Origin of the sequence: Marinicella meishanensis, assembly GCF_019931145.1 — a bacterium.
In the GTDB taxonomy this organism is placed as follows: Bacteria; Pseudomonadota; Gammaproteobacteria; order Xanthomonadales; family Marinicellaceae; genus Marinicella; species Marinicella meishanensis.
In genome coordinates this window covers 49,190-65,800 of record NZ_JAIOUV010000004.1, presented here as the reverse complement: position 1 = coordinate 65,800, position 16,611 = coordinate 49,190, and the positions used below count along the sequence as shown (strand labels likewise).

Sequence of the window (16,611 nt, the reverse complement as noted above, 5' to 3'; positions counted from 1 at the left end):
TGGTTATGGTTCAAAGCCAGTGATGAAAATAACGTCATCATTGGCAGTTTGGTTTGGGGACCAAAAGCCTGGTGACAGTTGGTATGTGCCACCCTGGCTGAGCGGTTCAGCGACGGCTTGGCCGATGGTGCCTTGTAAGTGGAAGCTTTGGCCTTGCAGGGTCCCGCCGCCGCTGTTGATGCTGTGTTGTTTGATCTCATAATTGGCAGCCACCGAATGGGCCAAGAGCAAAGAGACAAACAGGCTCGTAGTTTTTAAGATCGGTGCTTTCATGTTGTGATCATCGTTTTGGTTCATATCAGGTACATACAAAACCCAAGATCGAAAGGGACAAAAATTGATGAAAATTTTTCAATTAAGCGACAAGTTTGATGCAGGGGATGGATTGGGTTACGAAAAATTAATGCCCCATCCGTTAGGATGCATGGCTTTCTAACTGGCAAAATGGTGAACAGGATGCGGATTGGGATATTTTCGATGTTGTTGATGGTTTCATTGGGTGTTGGGTCGGTAACGGTCGCTCAACGGTCCGCCGTGCGTGATGCGCTGAAAGCCAATGACTGGGACGCGGCCTTGGATTTGGCCGAGGACTTGGTCGATGAACACCCACACAGTTCAGTGGCCCATTTTTTGTTGGCCAGCGCCTTGCGGGTCAAGATGCAAGAGGTCAGTCAAGTGCGGGCGATGTTTTCCTTGGGCGATTACAAAGAGGCCTTGGCCAAAAGCATCGAGTTGGACCCAAAAAATGTCGATGCCCGCACCGAAGAAATTGGTTTTTATTTGTTTGCCCCGGGCATCGCCGGTGGTGATAAAGACCACGCCGCTGAACGCATCAAGCAGTTGAAAACGGTCAGCCTGTTCCATGGTTTACAGATGGAAGCGCAATGGGCCGCGGTCAACGAACAACCAGAGCTGCAAGGACAGTTGTTGCAACGCATGGTCGAGTTGGAACCAGACAATCCAGAGGCTTTGATGCAGCTGGCGGGATGGCACATGCAACGAGAAGGCCACGCTGCTGCCGAAGATCTGCTGTTGCGTATCCAAGGCGATGTCGATCCGGGTTGGCCGTTGTTGGCTCAATACCAACGGGCCAAATGGCGCATCCTGGCCCAACAAGAGTCGGCATTGGCCATTGAGTTGTTACAGGGGTATCGGGAAAAATTGCCGCAGGTCGACAGCGAACTGGGCTTGCCGCCGGCCGCGGCTGCCTGGTGGCGAGAGGCCTTGGCCCACGAAAACCAAGGCAACACCCAACGGGCCATTGAGTCGCTCAAACACAGCCTGGCTGCCGATGCCGATTTTGCGCCGGCCGCAGAGGACTTGGCGCGCTTGACTGATTGACCCTCAGCGCAAACGGTCCATTTGTTGTTGGATGTGAGTCCGCTCTTGTTGATTTTTTGACAAGGCCATGGCTTGTGACAGGTAACTGATGGCCTGGTCTGGTTCGGCCCTGAGTTTGGCGATCTGGGCATGGGCCAGAAAGTAAGGCAGGTAGTCGGGTAATTGTTGCGTGTCGATGGCTTGTAACAGATGCCAGGCTGCCTCCACATCTCCAGCATAAGACAGGGCCACGGCGTGGTTGATGCGCACCGGGTCGGTGGGCTGGTATTGCCACAATTTTTCATACAAGGCCACGATCTGGGTCCAATCGGTGTCTGACCAACTGTGCGCCAGGCTGTGAACCCCGCTGATGGCCGCTTGAATTTGATAAGGGCCCAGGTTCTTCAACGCCATGGCTTGCTGAAATCGGCTGTTGGCGGCGGCGATCAACCCCTGGTCCCATAAATCGCGGTCTTGGTGTTCCAAACTGATGAAGCGGTCAGGGTGCGCATGGCGGGCTGGCATGCGCGATTGGTGAAATTGCATCAAGGCCAATAAGCCCAACACTTCGGCTTGATCGGGCAGCAGTTGATTCAAGGTGTTGGCCAAATACATGGCTTCATCGGTGTGCACCGGATTGATCAGCCCCAGTTGTTCATGGGCATAATAACCGGCATTGTAAATCAGGTAGATCACCGACAACACCTGATTCAAACGCGTGGGCAATTGCGCCGAATCCGGCACTTGATAGGGGATGCCCGACAATTTGATCTTGCGTTTGGCGCGCACCAGGCGTTGCGCCTGGGTGGTGGTTTTGAGCATGAATGAGGCCGCCACCTGTTCGGCGGTGAAGCCACACACGGTGTTCAAGGTCAGGGCCACTTGCGTGGTTTCATCCAGTGCCGGGTGACAACAACTGAAGATCAACCGCAAGCGTTCATCGGCGATGTCATGGTCGGTGTGTGCGCCAGACAATTCATGTTGCAGTTCTTGTAATTGACTGATCAGTGGTTGCTTGCGATGAAAGTTGCTTTGCCGCCGCAAGCCATCGATGGCATGGTGGTAGGCGGTTTTCAACAACCAGCTTTTGGGGTTGTCAGGAATGGCGGCATCAGGCCAGTGACTCCAGGCTTTGACAAAAGCCTCTTGCAACGCGTCCTCGGCCAATTCGAAGTCATTGACTTTTTGGATCAAAATGGCCAACAGTTGCGCCCGCTCATGGCGCATCAATTGGTTCAATTGATCGCGCAATGAGTCGGGCTGATTGGACATGGCAGCAGCGGTTAGCTGGGCAAGACCATGATGGGTCTGATCTCCACGCAACCATAAGCCGCTGAGGGAATCTTGGCGGCATATCGAATGGCTTCGTCCAGGTCTTTGCAATCCAACAAATAATACCCGCCCAGGGCTTCTTTGGTCTCGGCAAAGGGGCCATCGGTGATGTGGCTTTGGCCGTTCCGGACCCGCACGGTGGTGGCGGTGGTGGTCGCCTCCAAGGCTTCGCCGCCGAGCATCGCACCCGCTTGTTCCACTTCGTCGGTGAATTTTTGGTATTCACCCAGCATTTGCATGAAATCGTCATCACCGGGTTGTGGGCCGGCATCTTCCGCGCTGTAAATCATCAATAAATATTGCATGGCTATCTCCTGTAAGGTATGAATCAGTTTAAATCAAAGGTGACATAATTACACCTGCTTGCCGTGTTGAAACGAGTGAGGTGAGAACAATTCGACAGGTCATTGAAAAAAATTGACAAAAGGGTTGTTTGGGTTGCATAATGTAACCCAAAGGTATCATTATGTGATGTGTAAGTATCAATAACAAGGAGAAAATATGGAAAACAATCACTGTGCAGAAAAAATTGACCGCATTTACAGCCGCTTGGCCTGGATCATGTTAATGACGGGTGGCTTGTATCTGATCAAATTGTTGGCCCCGCTCTTACCTGTCGGCTGGCAAGCCTACATCCAAACAGCCATACCCTGGTTGGGTTCATTGATCGGTCTCATGATTGTGTGGGCTTTGGGTCCGAACTTGCTGCAGAAAATCAAAAACCAACAAGCCGTTGACCAAGATACTGAGGGGTTTGCCGCCCACGCATTACAACAAGCCTTGTCGATCTCTTGGGGCATCACCATCGCGGGGATGGTGTTGTTCCAGACAGTCAGCAAGGTGTTGTTTGCAGCCGTCATCAGTGGCACCACCTATTTCAATGTCATGTTTGCTTTGATGACGGTTTCGGCCAGCATCACTTTCCTGTACTTGGTGCATGATGGTTTGGTCCAGCCTGAGACCGAGGATTGGGACTGATGTCGGCCACTTTACACAATCGGATCCGGGTGTTTCGGGCCGAACATCGCATCAGCCAAAGTGAGTTGGCGGCCGCCATTGGCGTGTCGAGAAAAACCATCAGCACCATCGAGGTGGGCCGGTTTGTGCCATCCACTGTGATCGCCTTGAAACTGGCAGCCCATTTCAACACCACGGTTGAGGCCTTGTTTCAATTGCCTGAGACCAACCAGGAGCCCTTGTCATGAAAGCCATTGTTTGTAAAAAATACGGGGGTGCTGCGGTGCTGCAGGTCGAAGAATTGGCACCGCCTGTTCCCAAGCCCGATCAGGTGTTGGTCCGGGTCAAGGCCGCCTCGGTGAATCCGGTGGACTGGAAAATCAGAAGCGGCTCGCTGATCATCAAAACCGGTTTGCAGCCGCCGCGCATCCTGGGTTCGGATTTTGCTGGCGAAATCACGGCCGTTGGTTCACAGGTGAACGATTACCGGGTAGGAGATGCTGTCTGGGGTAAGTTTGATTCTTTCAAAGGGGGCTCTTATGCCCAAGAAGTGGTGGCCCGGGCGGAGAACATCGGGCCCAAACCAAGCAACTTGGATTTTCAACAAGCCGCTTCGATGCCCAATGTGGCTTTGACCGCCTTGCAGGCCATGATCCACAAAGGCCACTTACAGGCTGGCCAAGCGGTGTTGGTCAATGGGGCCTCGGGTGGGGTTGGTCTGATGGCGGTGCAAATTGCCAAGGCCTTGGACTGTCACGTCACCGCGGTGTGCAGTCAAAAAAACCAAGCTTTGGTGCACTCCATGGGGGCCGATGGGGTGCTGGATTACCAGATCGAAGACATCTTGGCCCAGCACAACGCCTATGACGTGTTTTTCGATTGTGTGGCCAACCAAGCGTATTTCAAAGTCAGAAAAACCCTGAAAAATGGTGGGGTGCACGTCAAAACCACCCCGGATTTGATGAGTCTTTTGGGACAAGTGTTGCGGCCCTTGATCAGCAAAGTGCCCGATCACATCATGGTCAAACCGCGGCATGCCGATTTGGAACAATTGCGCACTTGGGTGGAAGCCGGGCAACTCAAACCGGTGATCGCTGAGGTGTTCCCCATGGCTGCCGTGGCGGCCGCCCATGACTTGAGCCAGGCTGGTCGCGTGGTGGGTAAGTTGGTGTTGGACCTGGCTTAGGCGGTCTCCTTGGCCGCTCAGCCGCTGCGGTCCAGTTGGTCCAAGGCGTCATGCACCCGGGTCATGATGTCCAAATTGGTTTGGATTTCGGCTTCACTGAGCACCCCGGTCATGGTTTGCACCATTTCGATCTGCACCGCCATCGAATGTTGCAGTTTGTGTTGACCCGCTGGGGTCAGGTACAAACGGTGCACCCGGCCATCGGCTTGGCAAGGTCGCCGGTCAATCAAGCCTTTGGCCTGCATTTTCTTTAACAACGCCGAGGTGTTGCTTTTGACCACCAACAAATGATCACTGAGTTGTTGTTGTGAGCTGCCGGGTTTGTGGTTGATGTTCATCAAAATGTCGTGTTGGGCTGCGGTCAAGTCCAAGGCAGCCAGTTTGTGGTTCATCACTTTTTGGCATTTGAGGTAACAACGAACCACCGACAACCAAGAGGTGTGGCCTTGGATGTCGTTGGGTCGGATGGTCGATGGTGGTTTCATTTTCACATTTAGTTCACAAGTGAACCATACAGTGTATAATGATTCCCATGAAAAGTAAAACACCCATGAACCGCATTGAATACCCCACCGCCACTGGCCCCTTGAAGCCACCCAGTAAATTCAGCACTTTGAAAGAAGCCAGGGCGCCGCTGGAATGGTTGTTGGCTTGGGGCAACCGCAGAAAGTTACAACAAGTGCCGCCAGGCGATGGCCGCATGGTGGTGTTGGTGCCCGGTTATGGTGCCGATGAATGGTCCATGCGGCCGCTGAAAAAATTCCTCCAAGGTTTGAAATATCGGGTCTTTGATTGGGGGCATGGCCGCAACCGCGGTCACGTCAGCCAAGACACCGGATTGTTGGCCGACACCGTGTCTCGCCTGGTGGCACAACACAGCGGCCAGGCGGTGACTTTGATCGGTTGGAGTTTGGGCGGGGTGTTGGCCCGGGAAGTGGCCCGCTTACACCCGACTTGGGTGGATCAAATCATCACCATGGGTACCCCCTTGTTGGGCGGCCCCAAGTACACCGTGGTGGCCCACAAATACGCCCGTTCCATGGACATGGATCTGGATGCGTATGAAGCCGAAATCCACGCCATCAACAGCCAAGGCATCAGCCAACCACTGACGGTGATTTACAGCAAATCCGATGGGGTGGTGGGTTGGCGCGCCAGTGTCGACACCTACAACGAACAGGCCAAAAACATCGAAGTGAGCTGTTCCCACCTGGGCATGGGGGTGCATGCCCAGGTGTGGCAAATCATCGCCGAAAGCTTGGCCACCAAACGCCCCGATCAAGCAGTTAACGAGACCGCAGGTGTAACCGCTTGAAGGCTTTGTGGCAAAAATTCATGCACCAAGCGCAGTTGGATGACTTGGTCGACGATTTGGATCAAGACCCCAATCACCAACTGATCGTGCCGACCAGCTGGGCCCAGGGCCGCACGGTGTATGGTGGTTTATCTGCGGCTTTGATTCACCACCGCATGCAAGACCTGGTGCAGCAAGCCCATCCGGACGAATCCCGTCCCGTGCGGTATTTGAATTTGAGCTTCATCGGTCCCTTGCAAACCGAGCAAGCACTGACCATCGAAGTGGAGCTGTTGCGCCAAGGCCGCAGTGCCACGCAACTGGCGGCGCGGGTGACCCAGCAAGACCGGGTTTGTGTGTTGGCCCAAGCTTGTTTTGGGGTGGCACGCGAATCGGCCATCCACCTGACTGAACGCCAGTCACATGCCATGCCACTGCCGAAGAAAGGCGATTTCATTCCGATGGTGCCCAAAGTGGTGCCCAAGTTTTTGCGGCACGTGGACTTGAATTTACAGCGGGGTCGCTGGCCCTTCATGCGCGGTGATTTGGATGAGCTGCAGGGCTGGATGCGCTTCAAGCAGCCGCCCCCAGCTTTCAATGACAGCCACTTGATCGCTTTGATCGATGCCTGGCCTTGCACCGTGCTGCAACAATTCAAAAAGCCGGTGGCCGCCAGCACCATGAACTGGAATCTGGAATTCACCCAAACCGCCAGCCAGCCAGAAGCCACCGATTGGTTGTCATACCAAGCCACCACCGCCCACGCCGCCCATGGCTATGTGTTCGGCGATGCCGAGATTTGGAACCAACAAGGTGAGCTGTTGGCTTTGAGCCGACAAACCGTGGGGGTGTTTGGTTGATTGGATCCAGATCAATAAATTGTCTGTTTTGTTCAGCCAATCAAAGATCTGGTCTTGAAACCCGTGCATTGGCGTGCAGTGCTTGACCACATGGCGGCGCCTGACTATCATCTGAGTCTGTTTCCACCCAGGGGTTGTGATGACATCACCACGAAATAAACTTGAAATGACGGTTCAACTGTTGGTATTTATAATGGCTGCCATCCAGCTGTTCTATGCCATTTTTGCCTACTTGGATCCGGCCGCATTTGCTGTGCTTAGGGGGACCGATTTGTGGGCAGAGAACGATGCAGATTGGGTGCAAATTTATGCCTCAAGAACGGCATTCATTGGTCTCATCATTCTGTTGATGCTGCTGCTCAAGCATTACCGGTTGTTGATGTTTGCCGCTTTGTTCGGATTGGTGATGCCCTTGACTGATGCCTGGTTGGCTTATGCCAGTCAAGCGGCCAGTGGGGTAATCATCAAACACTTGCTGACAGCGGCCTATTTGTTGGTAACCGGTGTTTTGCTGTGGCGCATCAGTCGGGATAATTACTGAACATCATTACCGAGAAGAGTCATTCATCACTTCACAAACCGTTTCAATCCATTGGTGCTGAACAGGCTGGAATTGACTAAGGGGGCTTGGTAGTCATTGTGGCTTTTTAATTCATTCTGTAGGCCCATGACGTGGTATTTGCCACTGGGTAAATCATGGTAGACATTGACCACCGGAAAGGTGCCGGGCATGTTCGGGTCTTGGTGTAGGTAGGACAGGGAAACCCGAAACAACTCACCGCGCTGGTCATACTGGTCGGCCACCGCCACCGACCAGGAGTCGGCGTCCACATAAAAATCCCGTTGGCTGTACAGGTGCCGCCATTCGGGTTTCAAGGTGGCCCGGATCACCCACACCCGCTGCAATTCATAGCGGGTGTGTTGTGGGTTCAAATGACCCGGTTGCAGCAAGTCGTCGTATGTGAGGCTTTTGTCATTCAGGCGGTCGTTGTTGTAAGGGATGTACACGGTGCGTTGTGGCAGCAATTGCCAATTAAACCGGTCCGGGGCACCGTTGATCATGTCGGTGTCATCGGCGGTGCGCAGTCCATTGGCGTTGTTGATCGGTTGGTCATACGCCAAAATCGGCGCCCGGATCACCCGCCGCCGGCCTTTGTCCCACAACCAGGCAGAACGGGGCTCTTGCCATTGATCCAAAGGTTCCAACACCAACCCACCAGAGCCGGATTGGGTGGCCGGTGCGGTGGTCTTGGCGATGGCTGAGAACAAGCGGTTCGGATGGGGGTTGTCGTTGAGGTAATGATCAAACCGCACCACTGTCTCGTGGGTGCTCAGTTGCACCCGGCCTTGTTCGTTGACGGTGGCGTGGCTGCTGGTGGTTTTCAATTGTTGCCCGCGCCAACGCAGCACGTGATTGAAATACACTTCAGCGGCAGATTGTGGAAGCGGGAACGGGATCCCACCTTGGCTGTCGAGCACCCCGGTTTGGTCGGCATTGAGCCGGGCGCTGGTGGCGTTGTTGCGGGTGTTGGCATACACCCAATCGGGCGCGGCAAAAGTCCGGTGAGAAGGATAGACCGGCATCTGAAAAGTGTTTGGGTAGGCTTTGAACAGCGCCACTTGCCCTGCCGTCAGGTGGGCCAGGTGTTGCTGGTAATTGGCCTGGGTGATGGTGAACAAGGGTTTTTCCGCCGGATCAACAGCCGGCACATCTTGCCATCGGGGGATGCCCGCGTCATCGCCGCTCATGGGCGCGCCCATGGGCGTCAATTCGGTGCCCAATCGTTGGACCTGTTCGGCGTCGACTTGGGCCCAGGTGGTCAGCGGCAGCCAGCTCAAGCACAAGCACAAGCACAGACGCACGCGCCTCATGAGGCATCTCCTGCTGTTGGATTGAGGCGCATCTCGATCAGGTGTTGTTCAAAACCGGCTTTTTCATAGGCCCGAATCGCCCGCGGATTTTGGGCATAGACATGCAGGATGATTTCACTGATGCCCTGTGTATGAAACCACGCGGTGATGGCATCAATCAGGGCTTGGCTGACGCCTTGTCCCCGCTGTGCTTGACGCACATACATGAAGCCTATGTAGCCCAAATGACTGGTTTGAAAAAACGGTTTGCGCTCTCTGATCTGTCCATACACACTGCCAACCACAGCACCGTCCACCTCGGCCACCAACACTTCGGTGTGATCCGCCTCCAGGTATTCAGCAATCGGGTAATAACTGATCGGCTCATTTTGAATCAAGGTGGGGTCCATGGGCCGCTCAGTGGCGATGATTTTTTGTTCAAAATCCAGCAGGGTGGGTAGGTCCGCTGGTTTGGCAGTTCTGATGTTCACGGCTGACTTGAAAAATGGTTCAAAGTCACATCTTAAGCCATGGCAGCCAGATTTGTCGATCACCCTTTCAGGAAGCCAACAAAAAGGGGCCAATGGCCCCTCAATGATTGACTGTTGGTCGGTTTATTCGACCACCGGCGCTTCAATCACATTTTCTGCGTAATCGTGGTAGGCGGCTTCAATTTGCTTGGCCATGGAGTCGGGGAACAGGTGAAACTGACCGGTTTTCAAGGCTTGGACAATGCCGGTGGCCACCACATCAACGGGGTCCCCGTCATCGAATCCGGCTTGCTTGGCCATGTCGGTGGCAATGGGTCCGGGGTGCACCGACAACACCTGTATGCCTTGTTCGGCCCAACTGTCTTTCAAACCTTGGGTCAATGAATAAGCGGCGGCTTTGGAGGCTGAGTAGGTGCTGAACGGAGCGAAGTTTTTGATCGATGCCACCGAGTTCAGTTGCACGAACGCCGCCTCATCCTGGGCGGCCAAGATGGGTTGATAGGCTTGGGCCATGCGCAACAAACCAACGGTGTTGATGTTGAACTCAAAGGCCAAAGCGGCTTCGGCATCAGGGCTGGTGGGATCGGCGGTTTTCAATACCCCGGCATTGTTGACCACCACTTGGGCGTCGGGGGTTTGTTGGGCCAGGCGTTGGATGGCGGCATGGTCGGCCACATCGACTTGCACGGCTTGCACGCGGTCACCGTATTGTGCTACCAGGGGTTGGGCAGATTCCAGCTGGCGCACCGCCAGATAGACTTTCTTGGCGCCGGCTTGCAAAAAGGTCTCGGCAATCGAGCGACCAATGCCGCGGTTGGCGCCAGTCACCACGGCGACTTTGTCTTGGATGTCAATGGTTAAAGGTTGTTGTTTGGTGTTCATATGGGTTTCCTGTGAGTTGTTGATGATGAAATATGTATTCTGTACCGTTCGGTATGTTTGCAATTCTATACCGAACGGTATAAAATGGTCAACAGTTTTTTTAAATTATCTGAAAGGTGGCAATATGGCCGGTGGCCGACAACGCAGCTTTGACAAACAGCAGGCTTTGGAGCAGGCCATGCGGGTGTTTTGGCAGAAAGGATATGTTGGTGCATCATTGATGGATTTGACCACCAGCATGGGCATCAACAAGCCCAGCATGTATGCCGCCTTTGGCAACAAAGAACAACTGTTCATCCTGGCCACCCAAAACTACCTGCAAAATTATGCCGCTGATCATGCGGTGTTTTTACACCAGCCCGATACCCCCCTGATCACCCGGTTGAAAAACTATTTGATGTCGGCGGTGGCTTCACAATGTGGCAAAGACGGTCCCAAGGGGTGTTATTTGTCGGTCTGTGTGACCGAAGCCGCCGCCGAGGACATGCCAGCCGCTGCCCAACAAACCATCCACCAAGCCAAAGGCCTGGCCGAACAAACCCTGACCCAATTTTTTCAACAAGCCCAAGCTGAGCAACAACTGTCTGAGACACATGATCCGGTCGTGTTGGCGCAATACTTTGTCACTTGGCTGCATGGCACCGCCGCCATGGCCCGGGCCGACAAATGTTTGACGGAATTGGAGGCGACGATCGATCTGGCACTCAAGGTCATTGAACCCAAGCCACACTGAAGGAGATCCCATGGGCATTTTGCAAGGCGTTGGCCAAGTCAATCAGGCCAAAAAACTCAAACGCATTTTGAATTGGTACGGACCCTATTTGGGCGCCGGTGTGAAACTCGAGCACATCGCTGATGATTGGCGGGAAGTGCGGGTGGCCATGCACATGCGCTGGTACAACCGCAATGCCGTGGGCACCCATTTTGGCGGCTCCTTGTACGCCATGATCGATCCACATTACATGTTGATGTTGATGAAGCTGTTGGGCCGGGAGTATGTGGTGTGGGACCAATCGGCCACCATTGATTTCATCAAACCCGGTACCGGCACCGTGCGCGCCACCATGCAGGTGACCGAGCAACAGCTGAATGACATTTATTTGCACACCCACAATGGCGACAAGTACCTGCCTGAATTTTCGGTGGCCATCAAAAACGAAGCTGGCGAGGTGGTGGCCAAAGCCCACAAAACCCTGTATGTGCGGAAAAAATCCAAAACCGGATAAGCCTTTTCAGCCTGCGACTTGATCGTTACAATGTGAAGCCATGACCGAAGACGACATCACCATCACCATCAATGGCGAAACCCACCGCTTCAAAAGCGGTGATGCCGAAGCCATGCAGAACATGCCCTGGCCACAGCGCAAAAAACTGATCGACTTGCTCGAATCGATCCGGCAAGCTGAGTTTGTGGCGGCCGCCCAAAGCCAAGCTGCTGCGGAACCGGTGTCGCCGCAACCCAGCCAGCAGCCAGTGGTGTCCAAGACTGCGCCGAAACAACGCCAGCCAGCAGCCACCCAGTTAAAGCCAACACCGACCAAGCCATCGGATCTTGGAGTCGATGCCAGTCGTCAATCCCCCGAGGATTTGATGCAGCAGTTGATCATGCAGGAAAAGCAACACAGCCACAGCATTCCCGATCGCTTGACGGTGGTCAAATACATGCTGGCCGTGATTGTGCTGATCATCTTGCTGTCGATGCTGTTCTGAAGGCAAACGATCCCCCCTTGTTGCCGGCCGCTGGGCTGGCTATAATCATTGCTTTTGTCAAACATGGCTTGCTGAATGTCATTGCAAATAGGCCCCTATGAGGTCGATCCCGATCACAACAAAATCAGTCGCCTGGGTCAACCCGTCAAGTGGGGTGAAAAAGCCCATTCTTTGTTCATCCTGTTGTTGAGCCAAGCCCCCAAGACCATCAGTAAAGAAACCATTTTTGATCACGTCTGGAAAGGACGGGTGGTCACCGAAAATTCCTTGTACAAGGTGATCAGCAAGCTGCGGCCAGTGTTGCAAGAAGACGGTCTGGAGATCGAATCGGTGTTTGGAGAAGGTTATCGCTTGATCGAACAGCCCGGGGCAGCGGATACCGCCAAGCCAAAACCGGCTGCGCGGTCATGGCCCTGGTTGGGTCTGACCTTGGCTCTGGTGTTCACCGCCGGTTTGATCTGGTTGGGCTGGCAGCACCGCCAGCAGCAACAGTTGATGCAACACATGGTCCAATTGCAACAAATCATGGCCGTCACCCGCCAAGCCTTCATTTCACAAATCAACCGCCGCAATGAACTGGGTGAACTGCTGTCACAACGGTTTACCTTGCAACAAGCCGATTCCTGGGAAAAACGTTTTTATCAACTGCACGACCAAATGAATGAACAAGAGCGGTTCTTGTGTCAGCAAACCCGGGCTTACACCGAAGGCCCATTGTATGAAAACAATGCCGCGGCTTTGGCCCTGTTACAACAGCACCCAGCGATGGTCCAGGAACTGCCCCTGGCACCCGAATTGATCACCCATTTGACCATTTGGTTGAACAAGTATGAACGGGTGTTTCGGGATTCAGAAAAGATGTGTTTGTTGTATGTGGGGGTGGAAGATGGGGCGGCTTTTCCTGCTGGTTTTGATCAACAATTGGCCGATTGGATCACCGCCAAACAGTGACTTAAGCGGGGTCGGTGTGGGCATGGACCCAACACCAACCCGATTATTCATGCCTCAGGTTCATGCCTCAGGTTCACGCGGTTCCATGGTGCGGCGGTGCCACCACAGCAGCAGCAACATCAAGCCGCTCATCACCACCAAACCGATGCCCGTGAGCCCCGGCACCGCCGTGGGGGTGCCGGCCGGAGCCCCTGGTCCAATGCCCAGAGAGTCCAGCGCAATCAGGTTGCCATTGAAGGGGGGTTGTCCCACGTCTTCCACGAAATACACCAAGGCCAAGCGACCGCTGGCATTCACCGGCACATTGACTTCAGCCCATTGTTCCGGGTAGCCACCGGCTTGGAGGTTGGGGTTGACCGCACCGATCACCACAAAATCACCAAAATCCTGGCCACCACGCACGGGGTCACCAGCCACGCAAGGACCGGTGTTGATGCCACCTGAAGGACTGTGTACGATCATCAAGCGATCAGCGGAGATGGAATTGCTTTGCGTGCGGGTGAAAAAGTTCAATTGTTCGACGAACCCCAGATCAGGCAGAATCACCCAATCACACAGCACATTGCCTGCGGTTTGGCCCACACCACCCAATAAATAGGAGTCACTGGCGCCATCATGGGCCGGAAACAAATTGGCAAAACCCTGTGACCAAAATGCATCACCGATGAGGTCTGAGCGATTCTCAAAGGTCCAGCCGTCATTGGGCAGGTTGTTGATGTTGGTAAAATCTTCTGGCAGACCACCGGCCTTGGCTGGGCCCAACCACAAGCCAAGTCCAGCCATCAAGCCCCAAATAAGTGATTTTTTCATGTGCTTTCCTCATGGAATAAAAAACCCCAATGTGCCGCAGGAATGCGGCTGTGCGGTAGTGAATAAATCTGAAAATATCTGCCCTCATGGGTCAGCGCCAGTCACACAGACCTTCACAGGAGCGCTTGGACCTCCTGCTGCATCGATTTCATGGCTTATTTTGAACAGCCAGCAAGGTCTATGGCGCTGCCACCCAACACGGACTGAAAATTTTGTTAAAATCTGCAATCGAAATCAACCAACAGACACAGGGACGACATGCCAAACCATTCACAACTGCAAAGGACCATTCTCACGCCCACACTCGGCTTGTTGCTGATGCTGATATGTGGCACAGCATGGGGCCTCAAATTCAATGAGAATGAACTGCAAATCCTCAAAGGCTCAGACCCAGAATTGGCCGCCGATGAGGGTTATCTTTATTTGTCTGTAGAAAGCAATCACCACTTCACCACCTTAATCATCGATCCGGTCGATTCTGGTAAAAAACTCAGGTTCACTGATTTGACCGCGGGTGAAAACCATGCACTGATCAAATTGAAAGCGGGCAAATATTATTGGAAATCGATCAGAGGCTATTTGTTGTTCGGCTTGAGTTGGTTCAAGTTTGAAGCCGATGAGCACACTTTTGAAGTGAAACCCGGGGTGGTGAACTACCCAGGAACTTGGCGCACTGAATTCAAATACACCGGCTTATTCCGTGGTTATTTTTCTTTGAAATCCTTCAACAAGGCTGCCATTGAGTGGCCTCATTTTCAGGAAAATTACCGACAGTTCACTGGTGACACACCCATGGTTTTTAGCGGTTACTCCGCCGATGAATATCATCGATTTTTCCCGGCCATGCTGAAAAAATATGATTTCAAAGCCAGGCAACAACTGGACTATCGAGAAATTGAACAGTCGAGCACCCCCATTAAGTTATTTGACATCGATGACGGAGTTGACCAACAAATTCAACAATTTCCGATGTTAAACGACTATTTGGATCACGATGCCCAAGTCTCTGGAGAGATCAACCCATCAGGTGAGTGGGTGTTGATGAGCTCCAAGCAAAACAAGCAAACTTTGATTGAGGTGGTCAACATCAAAACCTTCAAATCCTATGTGGTGTTCAAAGAGTTTTTGCCCAACCGCGCTCGTGTCAGAAACCTGCGATGGATTGACCAAAATTCTTTTTTATATGATTTGGACTATGAAAAATATTCGTTCAGCCAAGTGGTACATTTGCAATGGCATGGGGACACTGAATTGACTGGGGCCCAGGTGGTTGAAATGCCCTTGGCGGGTTCTGTCTTGGATCCATTGATTGATCAGGAAAATCGGATGCTCTTCACCAACCACCGCTTACAAGATGTCAACAACAAAAACATCAATGGTGTCTATTTGGTGGATACCAGTACCGAAAAGACCGTCAAGAAATCATTCAAAAAGAAATTCAAAAAGACCAAAAAGTTTGACAAAGTCATTGACTGGTTGACCGATCACAGTGGCGCGGTGCGTTCGGCCATTGAAGTTGAATACGACAAGAAAAATGAACAAGTGCTGTATCACCATTGGTTTTTGCCCAATAAAGATTCTGATGATTGGGTCAAAATCAAAACCAGTTATGATGACGATGATGTGCCTTTGCCGGTTAAATTATCTGCCGATGAAACATTCTTTTATGCGTTCACAGATGCCTATGGAGACAAGCAGTCGGTGCACAAATATTCGGTCACTGATTATGCCCACCTGGGACCTTTCATTGAAAATCCAGAGGTTGACATTGAAACGTTGATTCAGGATCCAAGCACGCGCCAAATCATTGGTTACACCCACATGGAAGGTGGCTTGTCACAACGCCTCTTTTTGGATGAAGAAAGTGATCGCATCAAGTCATTGCGGGAACAAAATCCGCAGTTGCAATTGTATGTCCAGCAACACTTGCCTGAGCATGGATTGATGTTGCTGTATGCCACCACCCAGTTTTCCAAGGGGTCTTGGTACTTGTATCAACAACAGGCTGGCAGCATCACCAAGTTGTTGGATGAGAGTCCGGTTTATGAGCAACTGCCCAAGGGTGACAACCACAGTTTGACCATCACCGCCGAAGATGGGGTTACGGTGGAAGGGTTTTTGGTGGTGCCCTCACTGCGGGGTGATAACAAGCCACCATTGGTGGTGATCCCGCATGGCGGACCCATTGGGGTGAGGGACACTGCCAACAACGACGAAATGCAGCATTTTTTTGCCGCCAAAGGCATCGCGACTTTGAAGGTCAATTACCGCGGATCCAGTGGCTATGGCAAAGCTTTCAAGGAATTGGGTAAACAACAGTGGGGCGAAAAAATTGAAGCCGACATTCACGCCATGGTGCTGCATGCGGCCGAGAAACACGATTTGGATTTGCATAAAGTGTGCGCCATGGGCAGCAGCTATGGCGGTTATTCGGCGGTGATGCTGACGGTGTTGTACCCGGAAGTATACCGTTGTGCGATTTCGCTGCATGGCGTGATGGATTTGCCGTTGTTGTTTGGTAACGAATCCCTGATCAAAGACGATGGGTTTTTTACTGAATTGGCGCAAATTGTCGGCGATCCTCAAAAAGACCTCAATCGCTTGTTGAATAAGTCCCCGTTTTATTTGGTGGAAAAGATCAATCGACCGATCAAGCTGTTTCATGGTTTGACTGATGAGCGGGTGACTTTGGAACACGCTTTGCGCATGCAACAGATGTTCACCATTCTGAAAATGGATGCCGATCTGACCATTTTAATGGATGAAGGCCATTCCATGAAACACCTCAACTCCAACATCCACTACGTCGCCGAAAGTCTGAAATTTTTGGATCAACACCTGGATTTGCCGTTGGACATTGGTCAGGACACCAAGGACTTGCCTCCGGCCACCACGGTGACCGATTACATCAACGCCGATCAATGAACTGTGCAGACCTCAAAGCCCAAGTACTTTGAGGTCTGCCAT

At 52.7% G+C, this 16,611-nt stretch carries 20 protein-coding genes; 12 read left to right on the top strand and 8 right to left on the bottom strand.

What is annotated here, in order from left to right:
• Window positions 1-3 precede the first annotated feature (3 nt).
• Complete coding sequence (locus tag K7G70_RS07440) at window positions 4-273, bottom strand: hypothetical protein (RefSeq protein WP_223787988.1); 270 nt, start codon at window positions 271-273, stop codon at window positions 4-6.
• 204 nt (window positions 274-477) lie between these two features.
• On the opposite strand from K7G70_RS07440, the gene K7G70_RS07435 reads away from it, so the two are divergent.
• Entirely contained in the window at window positions 478-1,341 is an 864-nt protein-coding gene (locus K7G70_RS07435) for a tetratricopeptide repeat protein (RefSeq protein ID WP_223787987.1), read from the top strand.
• A gap of 3 nt (window positions 1,342-1,344) precedes the next feature.
• Here K7G70_RS07435 and K7G70_RS07430 read toward each other — a convergent pair whose 3' ends face one another.
• Together K7G70_RS07430 and K7G70_RS07425 are read right to left on the bottom strand one after the other, a co-directional pair.
• Window positions 1,345-2,592, bottom strand: a complete 1,248-nt coding sequence (locus tag K7G70_RS07430) for an RNA polymerase sigma factor (protein WP_223787986.1) — start codon at window positions 2,590-2,592, stop codon at window positions 1,345-1,347.
• An 11-nt stretch (window positions 2,593-2,603) separates the two neighbouring features.
• A complete protein-coding gene (locus K7G70_RS07425) occupies window positions 2,604-2,957 on the bottom strand; it encodes a YciI family protein (RefSeq protein ID WP_223787985.1) in 354 nt (117 codons plus the stop codon).
• Window positions 2,958-3,153: 196 nt separating this feature from the next.
• On the opposite strand from K7G70_RS07425, the gene K7G70_RS07420 reads away from it, so the two are divergent.
• The 3 genes from K7G70_RS07420 to K7G70_RS07410 are packed head-to-tail and all read left to right on the top strand — an operon-like array spanning window position 3,154 to window position 4,795.
• A complete protein-coding gene (locus K7G70_RS07420) occupies window positions 3,154-3,630 on the top strand; it encodes a hypothetical protein (protein WP_223787984.1) in 477 nt (158 codons plus the stop codon).
• Window positions 3,630-3,857 (top strand): helix-turn-helix transcriptional regulator, encoded by a 228-nt coding sequence (locus tag K7G70_RS07415; RefSeq protein ID WP_223787983.1) that lies wholly within the window; start codon window positions 3,630-3,632, stop codon window positions 3,855-3,857. The genes K7G70_RS07420 and K7G70_RS07415 overlap by 1 nt, the downstream gene beginning before the upstream one ends.
• Window positions 3,854-4,795 (top strand): NAD(P)-dependent alcohol dehydrogenase, encoded by a 942-nt coding sequence (locus tag K7G70_RS07410; protein WP_223787982.1) that lies wholly within the window; start codon window positions 3,854-3,856, stop codon window positions 4,793-4,795. The genes K7G70_RS07415 and K7G70_RS07410 overlap by 4 nt, the downstream gene beginning before the upstream one ends.
• A 17-nt stretch (window positions 4,796-4,812) precedes the next feature.
• On the opposite strand, the gene K7G70_RS07405 is transcribed toward K7G70_RS07410, so the two are convergent.
• The gene (locus tag K7G70_RS07405) at window positions 4,813-5,280 is read right to left on the bottom strand and encodes a MarR family winged helix-turn-helix transcriptional regulator (protein WP_223787981.1); all 468 of its coding nucleotides are present in this window, start codon (window positions 5,278-5,280) and stop codon (window positions 4,813-4,815) included.
• Window positions 5,281-5,327: 47 nt separating this feature from the next.
• Here K7G70_RS07405 and K7G70_RS07400 point away from each other — a divergent pair, with 47 nt between their 5' ends.
• The 3 genes from K7G70_RS07400 to K7G70_RS07390 all read left to right on the top strand — a co-directional run bounded on the left by K7G70_RS07400 (window position 5,328) and on the right by K7G70_RS07390 (window position 7,490).
• Window positions 5,328-6,110, top strand: coding sequence for an alpha/beta hydrolase (locus K7G70_RS07400; RefSeq protein WP_223787980.1), 783 nt, complete (start codon window positions 5,328-5,330; stop codon window positions 6,108-6,110).
• Window positions 6,107-6,949 (top strand): acyl-CoA thioesterase, encoded by an 843-nt coding sequence (locus tag K7G70_RS07395; RefSeq protein WP_223787979.1) that lies wholly within the window; start codon window positions 6,107-6,109, stop codon window positions 6,947-6,949. The genes K7G70_RS07400 and K7G70_RS07395 overlap by 4 nt, the downstream gene beginning before the upstream one ends.
• Before the next feature lie 193 nt (window positions 6,950-7,142).
• Entirely contained in the window at window positions 7,143-7,490 is a 348-nt protein-coding gene (locus K7G70_RS07390; RefSeq protein ID WP_223787978.1) for a DUF4267 domain-containing protein, read from the top strand.
• 26 nt (window positions 7,491-7,516) lie between these two features.
• Here K7G70_RS07390 and K7G70_RS07385 read toward each other — a convergent pair whose 3' ends face one another.
• From K7G70_RS07385 to K7G70_RS07375, 3 genes are all read right to left on the bottom strand, one after another.
• The gene (locus K7G70_RS07385; protein WP_223787977.1) at window positions 7,517-8,821 is read right to left on the bottom strand and encodes a DUF1329 domain-containing protein; all 1,305 of its coding nucleotides are present in this window, start codon (window positions 8,819-8,821) and stop codon (window positions 7,517-7,519) included.
• On the bottom strand, window positions 8,818-9,291 hold the full coding sequence (locus K7G70_RS07380; protein WP_223787976.1) for a GNAT family N-acetyltransferase: 474 nt from the start codon (window positions 9,289-9,291) through the stop codon (window positions 8,818-8,820). The genes K7G70_RS07385 and K7G70_RS07380 overlap by 4 nt, the downstream gene beginning before the upstream one ends.
• Window positions 9,292-9,414: 123 nt before the next feature.
• On the bottom strand, window positions 9,415-10,173 hold the full coding sequence (locus K7G70_RS07375; RefSeq protein ID WP_223787975.1) for an SDR family oxidoreductase: 759 nt from the start codon (window positions 10,171-10,173) through the stop codon (window positions 9,415-9,417).
• 124 nt (window positions 10,174-10,297) lie between these two features.
• Here K7G70_RS07375 and K7G70_RS07370 point away from each other — a divergent pair, with 124 nt between their 5' ends.
• From K7G70_RS07370 to K7G70_RS07355, 4 genes are all read left to right on the top strand, one after another.
• Window positions 10,298-10,906 (top strand): TetR/AcrR family transcriptional regulator, encoded by a 609-nt coding sequence (locus tag K7G70_RS07370; RefSeq protein WP_223787974.1) that lies wholly within the window; start codon window positions 10,298-10,300, stop codon window positions 10,904-10,906.
• Between the two features lie 10 nt (window positions 10,907-10,916).
• Complete coding sequence (locus tag K7G70_RS07365; protein WP_223787973.1) at window positions 10,917-11,399, top strand: DUF4442 domain-containing protein; 483 nt, start codon at window positions 10,917-10,919, stop codon at window positions 11,397-11,399.
• A gap of 40 nt (window positions 11,400-11,439) precedes the next feature.
• Window positions 11,440-11,883, top strand: coding sequence for a hypothetical protein (locus K7G70_RS07360; protein WP_223787972.1), 444 nt, complete (start codon window positions 11,440-11,442; stop codon window positions 11,881-11,883).
• Window positions 11,884-11,958: 75 nt separating this feature from the next.
• Window positions 11,959-12,834: a winged helix-turn-helix domain-containing protein gene (locus tag K7G70_RS07355; RefSeq protein WP_223787971.1), complete on the top strand. Its 876-nt coding sequence runs from the start codon at window positions 11,959-11,961 to the stop codon at window positions 12,832-12,834.
• 60 nt (window positions 12,835-12,894) lie between these two features.
• Here K7G70_RS07355 and K7G70_RS07350 read toward each other — a convergent pair whose 3' ends face one another.
• The gene (locus K7G70_RS07350; protein ID WP_223787970.1) at window positions 12,895-13,644 is read right to left on the bottom strand and encodes a choice-of-anchor J domain-containing protein; all 750 of its coding nucleotides are present in this window, start codon (window positions 13,642-13,644) and stop codon (window positions 12,895-12,897) included.
• A gap of 258 nt (window positions 13,645-13,902) precedes the next feature.
• Here K7G70_RS07350 and K7G70_RS07345 point away from each other — a divergent pair, with 258 nt between their 5' ends.
• Window positions 13,903-16,569, top strand: a complete 2,667-nt coding sequence (locus tag K7G70_RS07345; protein ID WP_223787969.1) for an alpha/beta hydrolase family protein — start codon at window positions 13,903-13,905, stop codon at window positions 16,567-16,569.
• Window positions 16,570-16,611 lie beyond the last annotated feature (42 nt).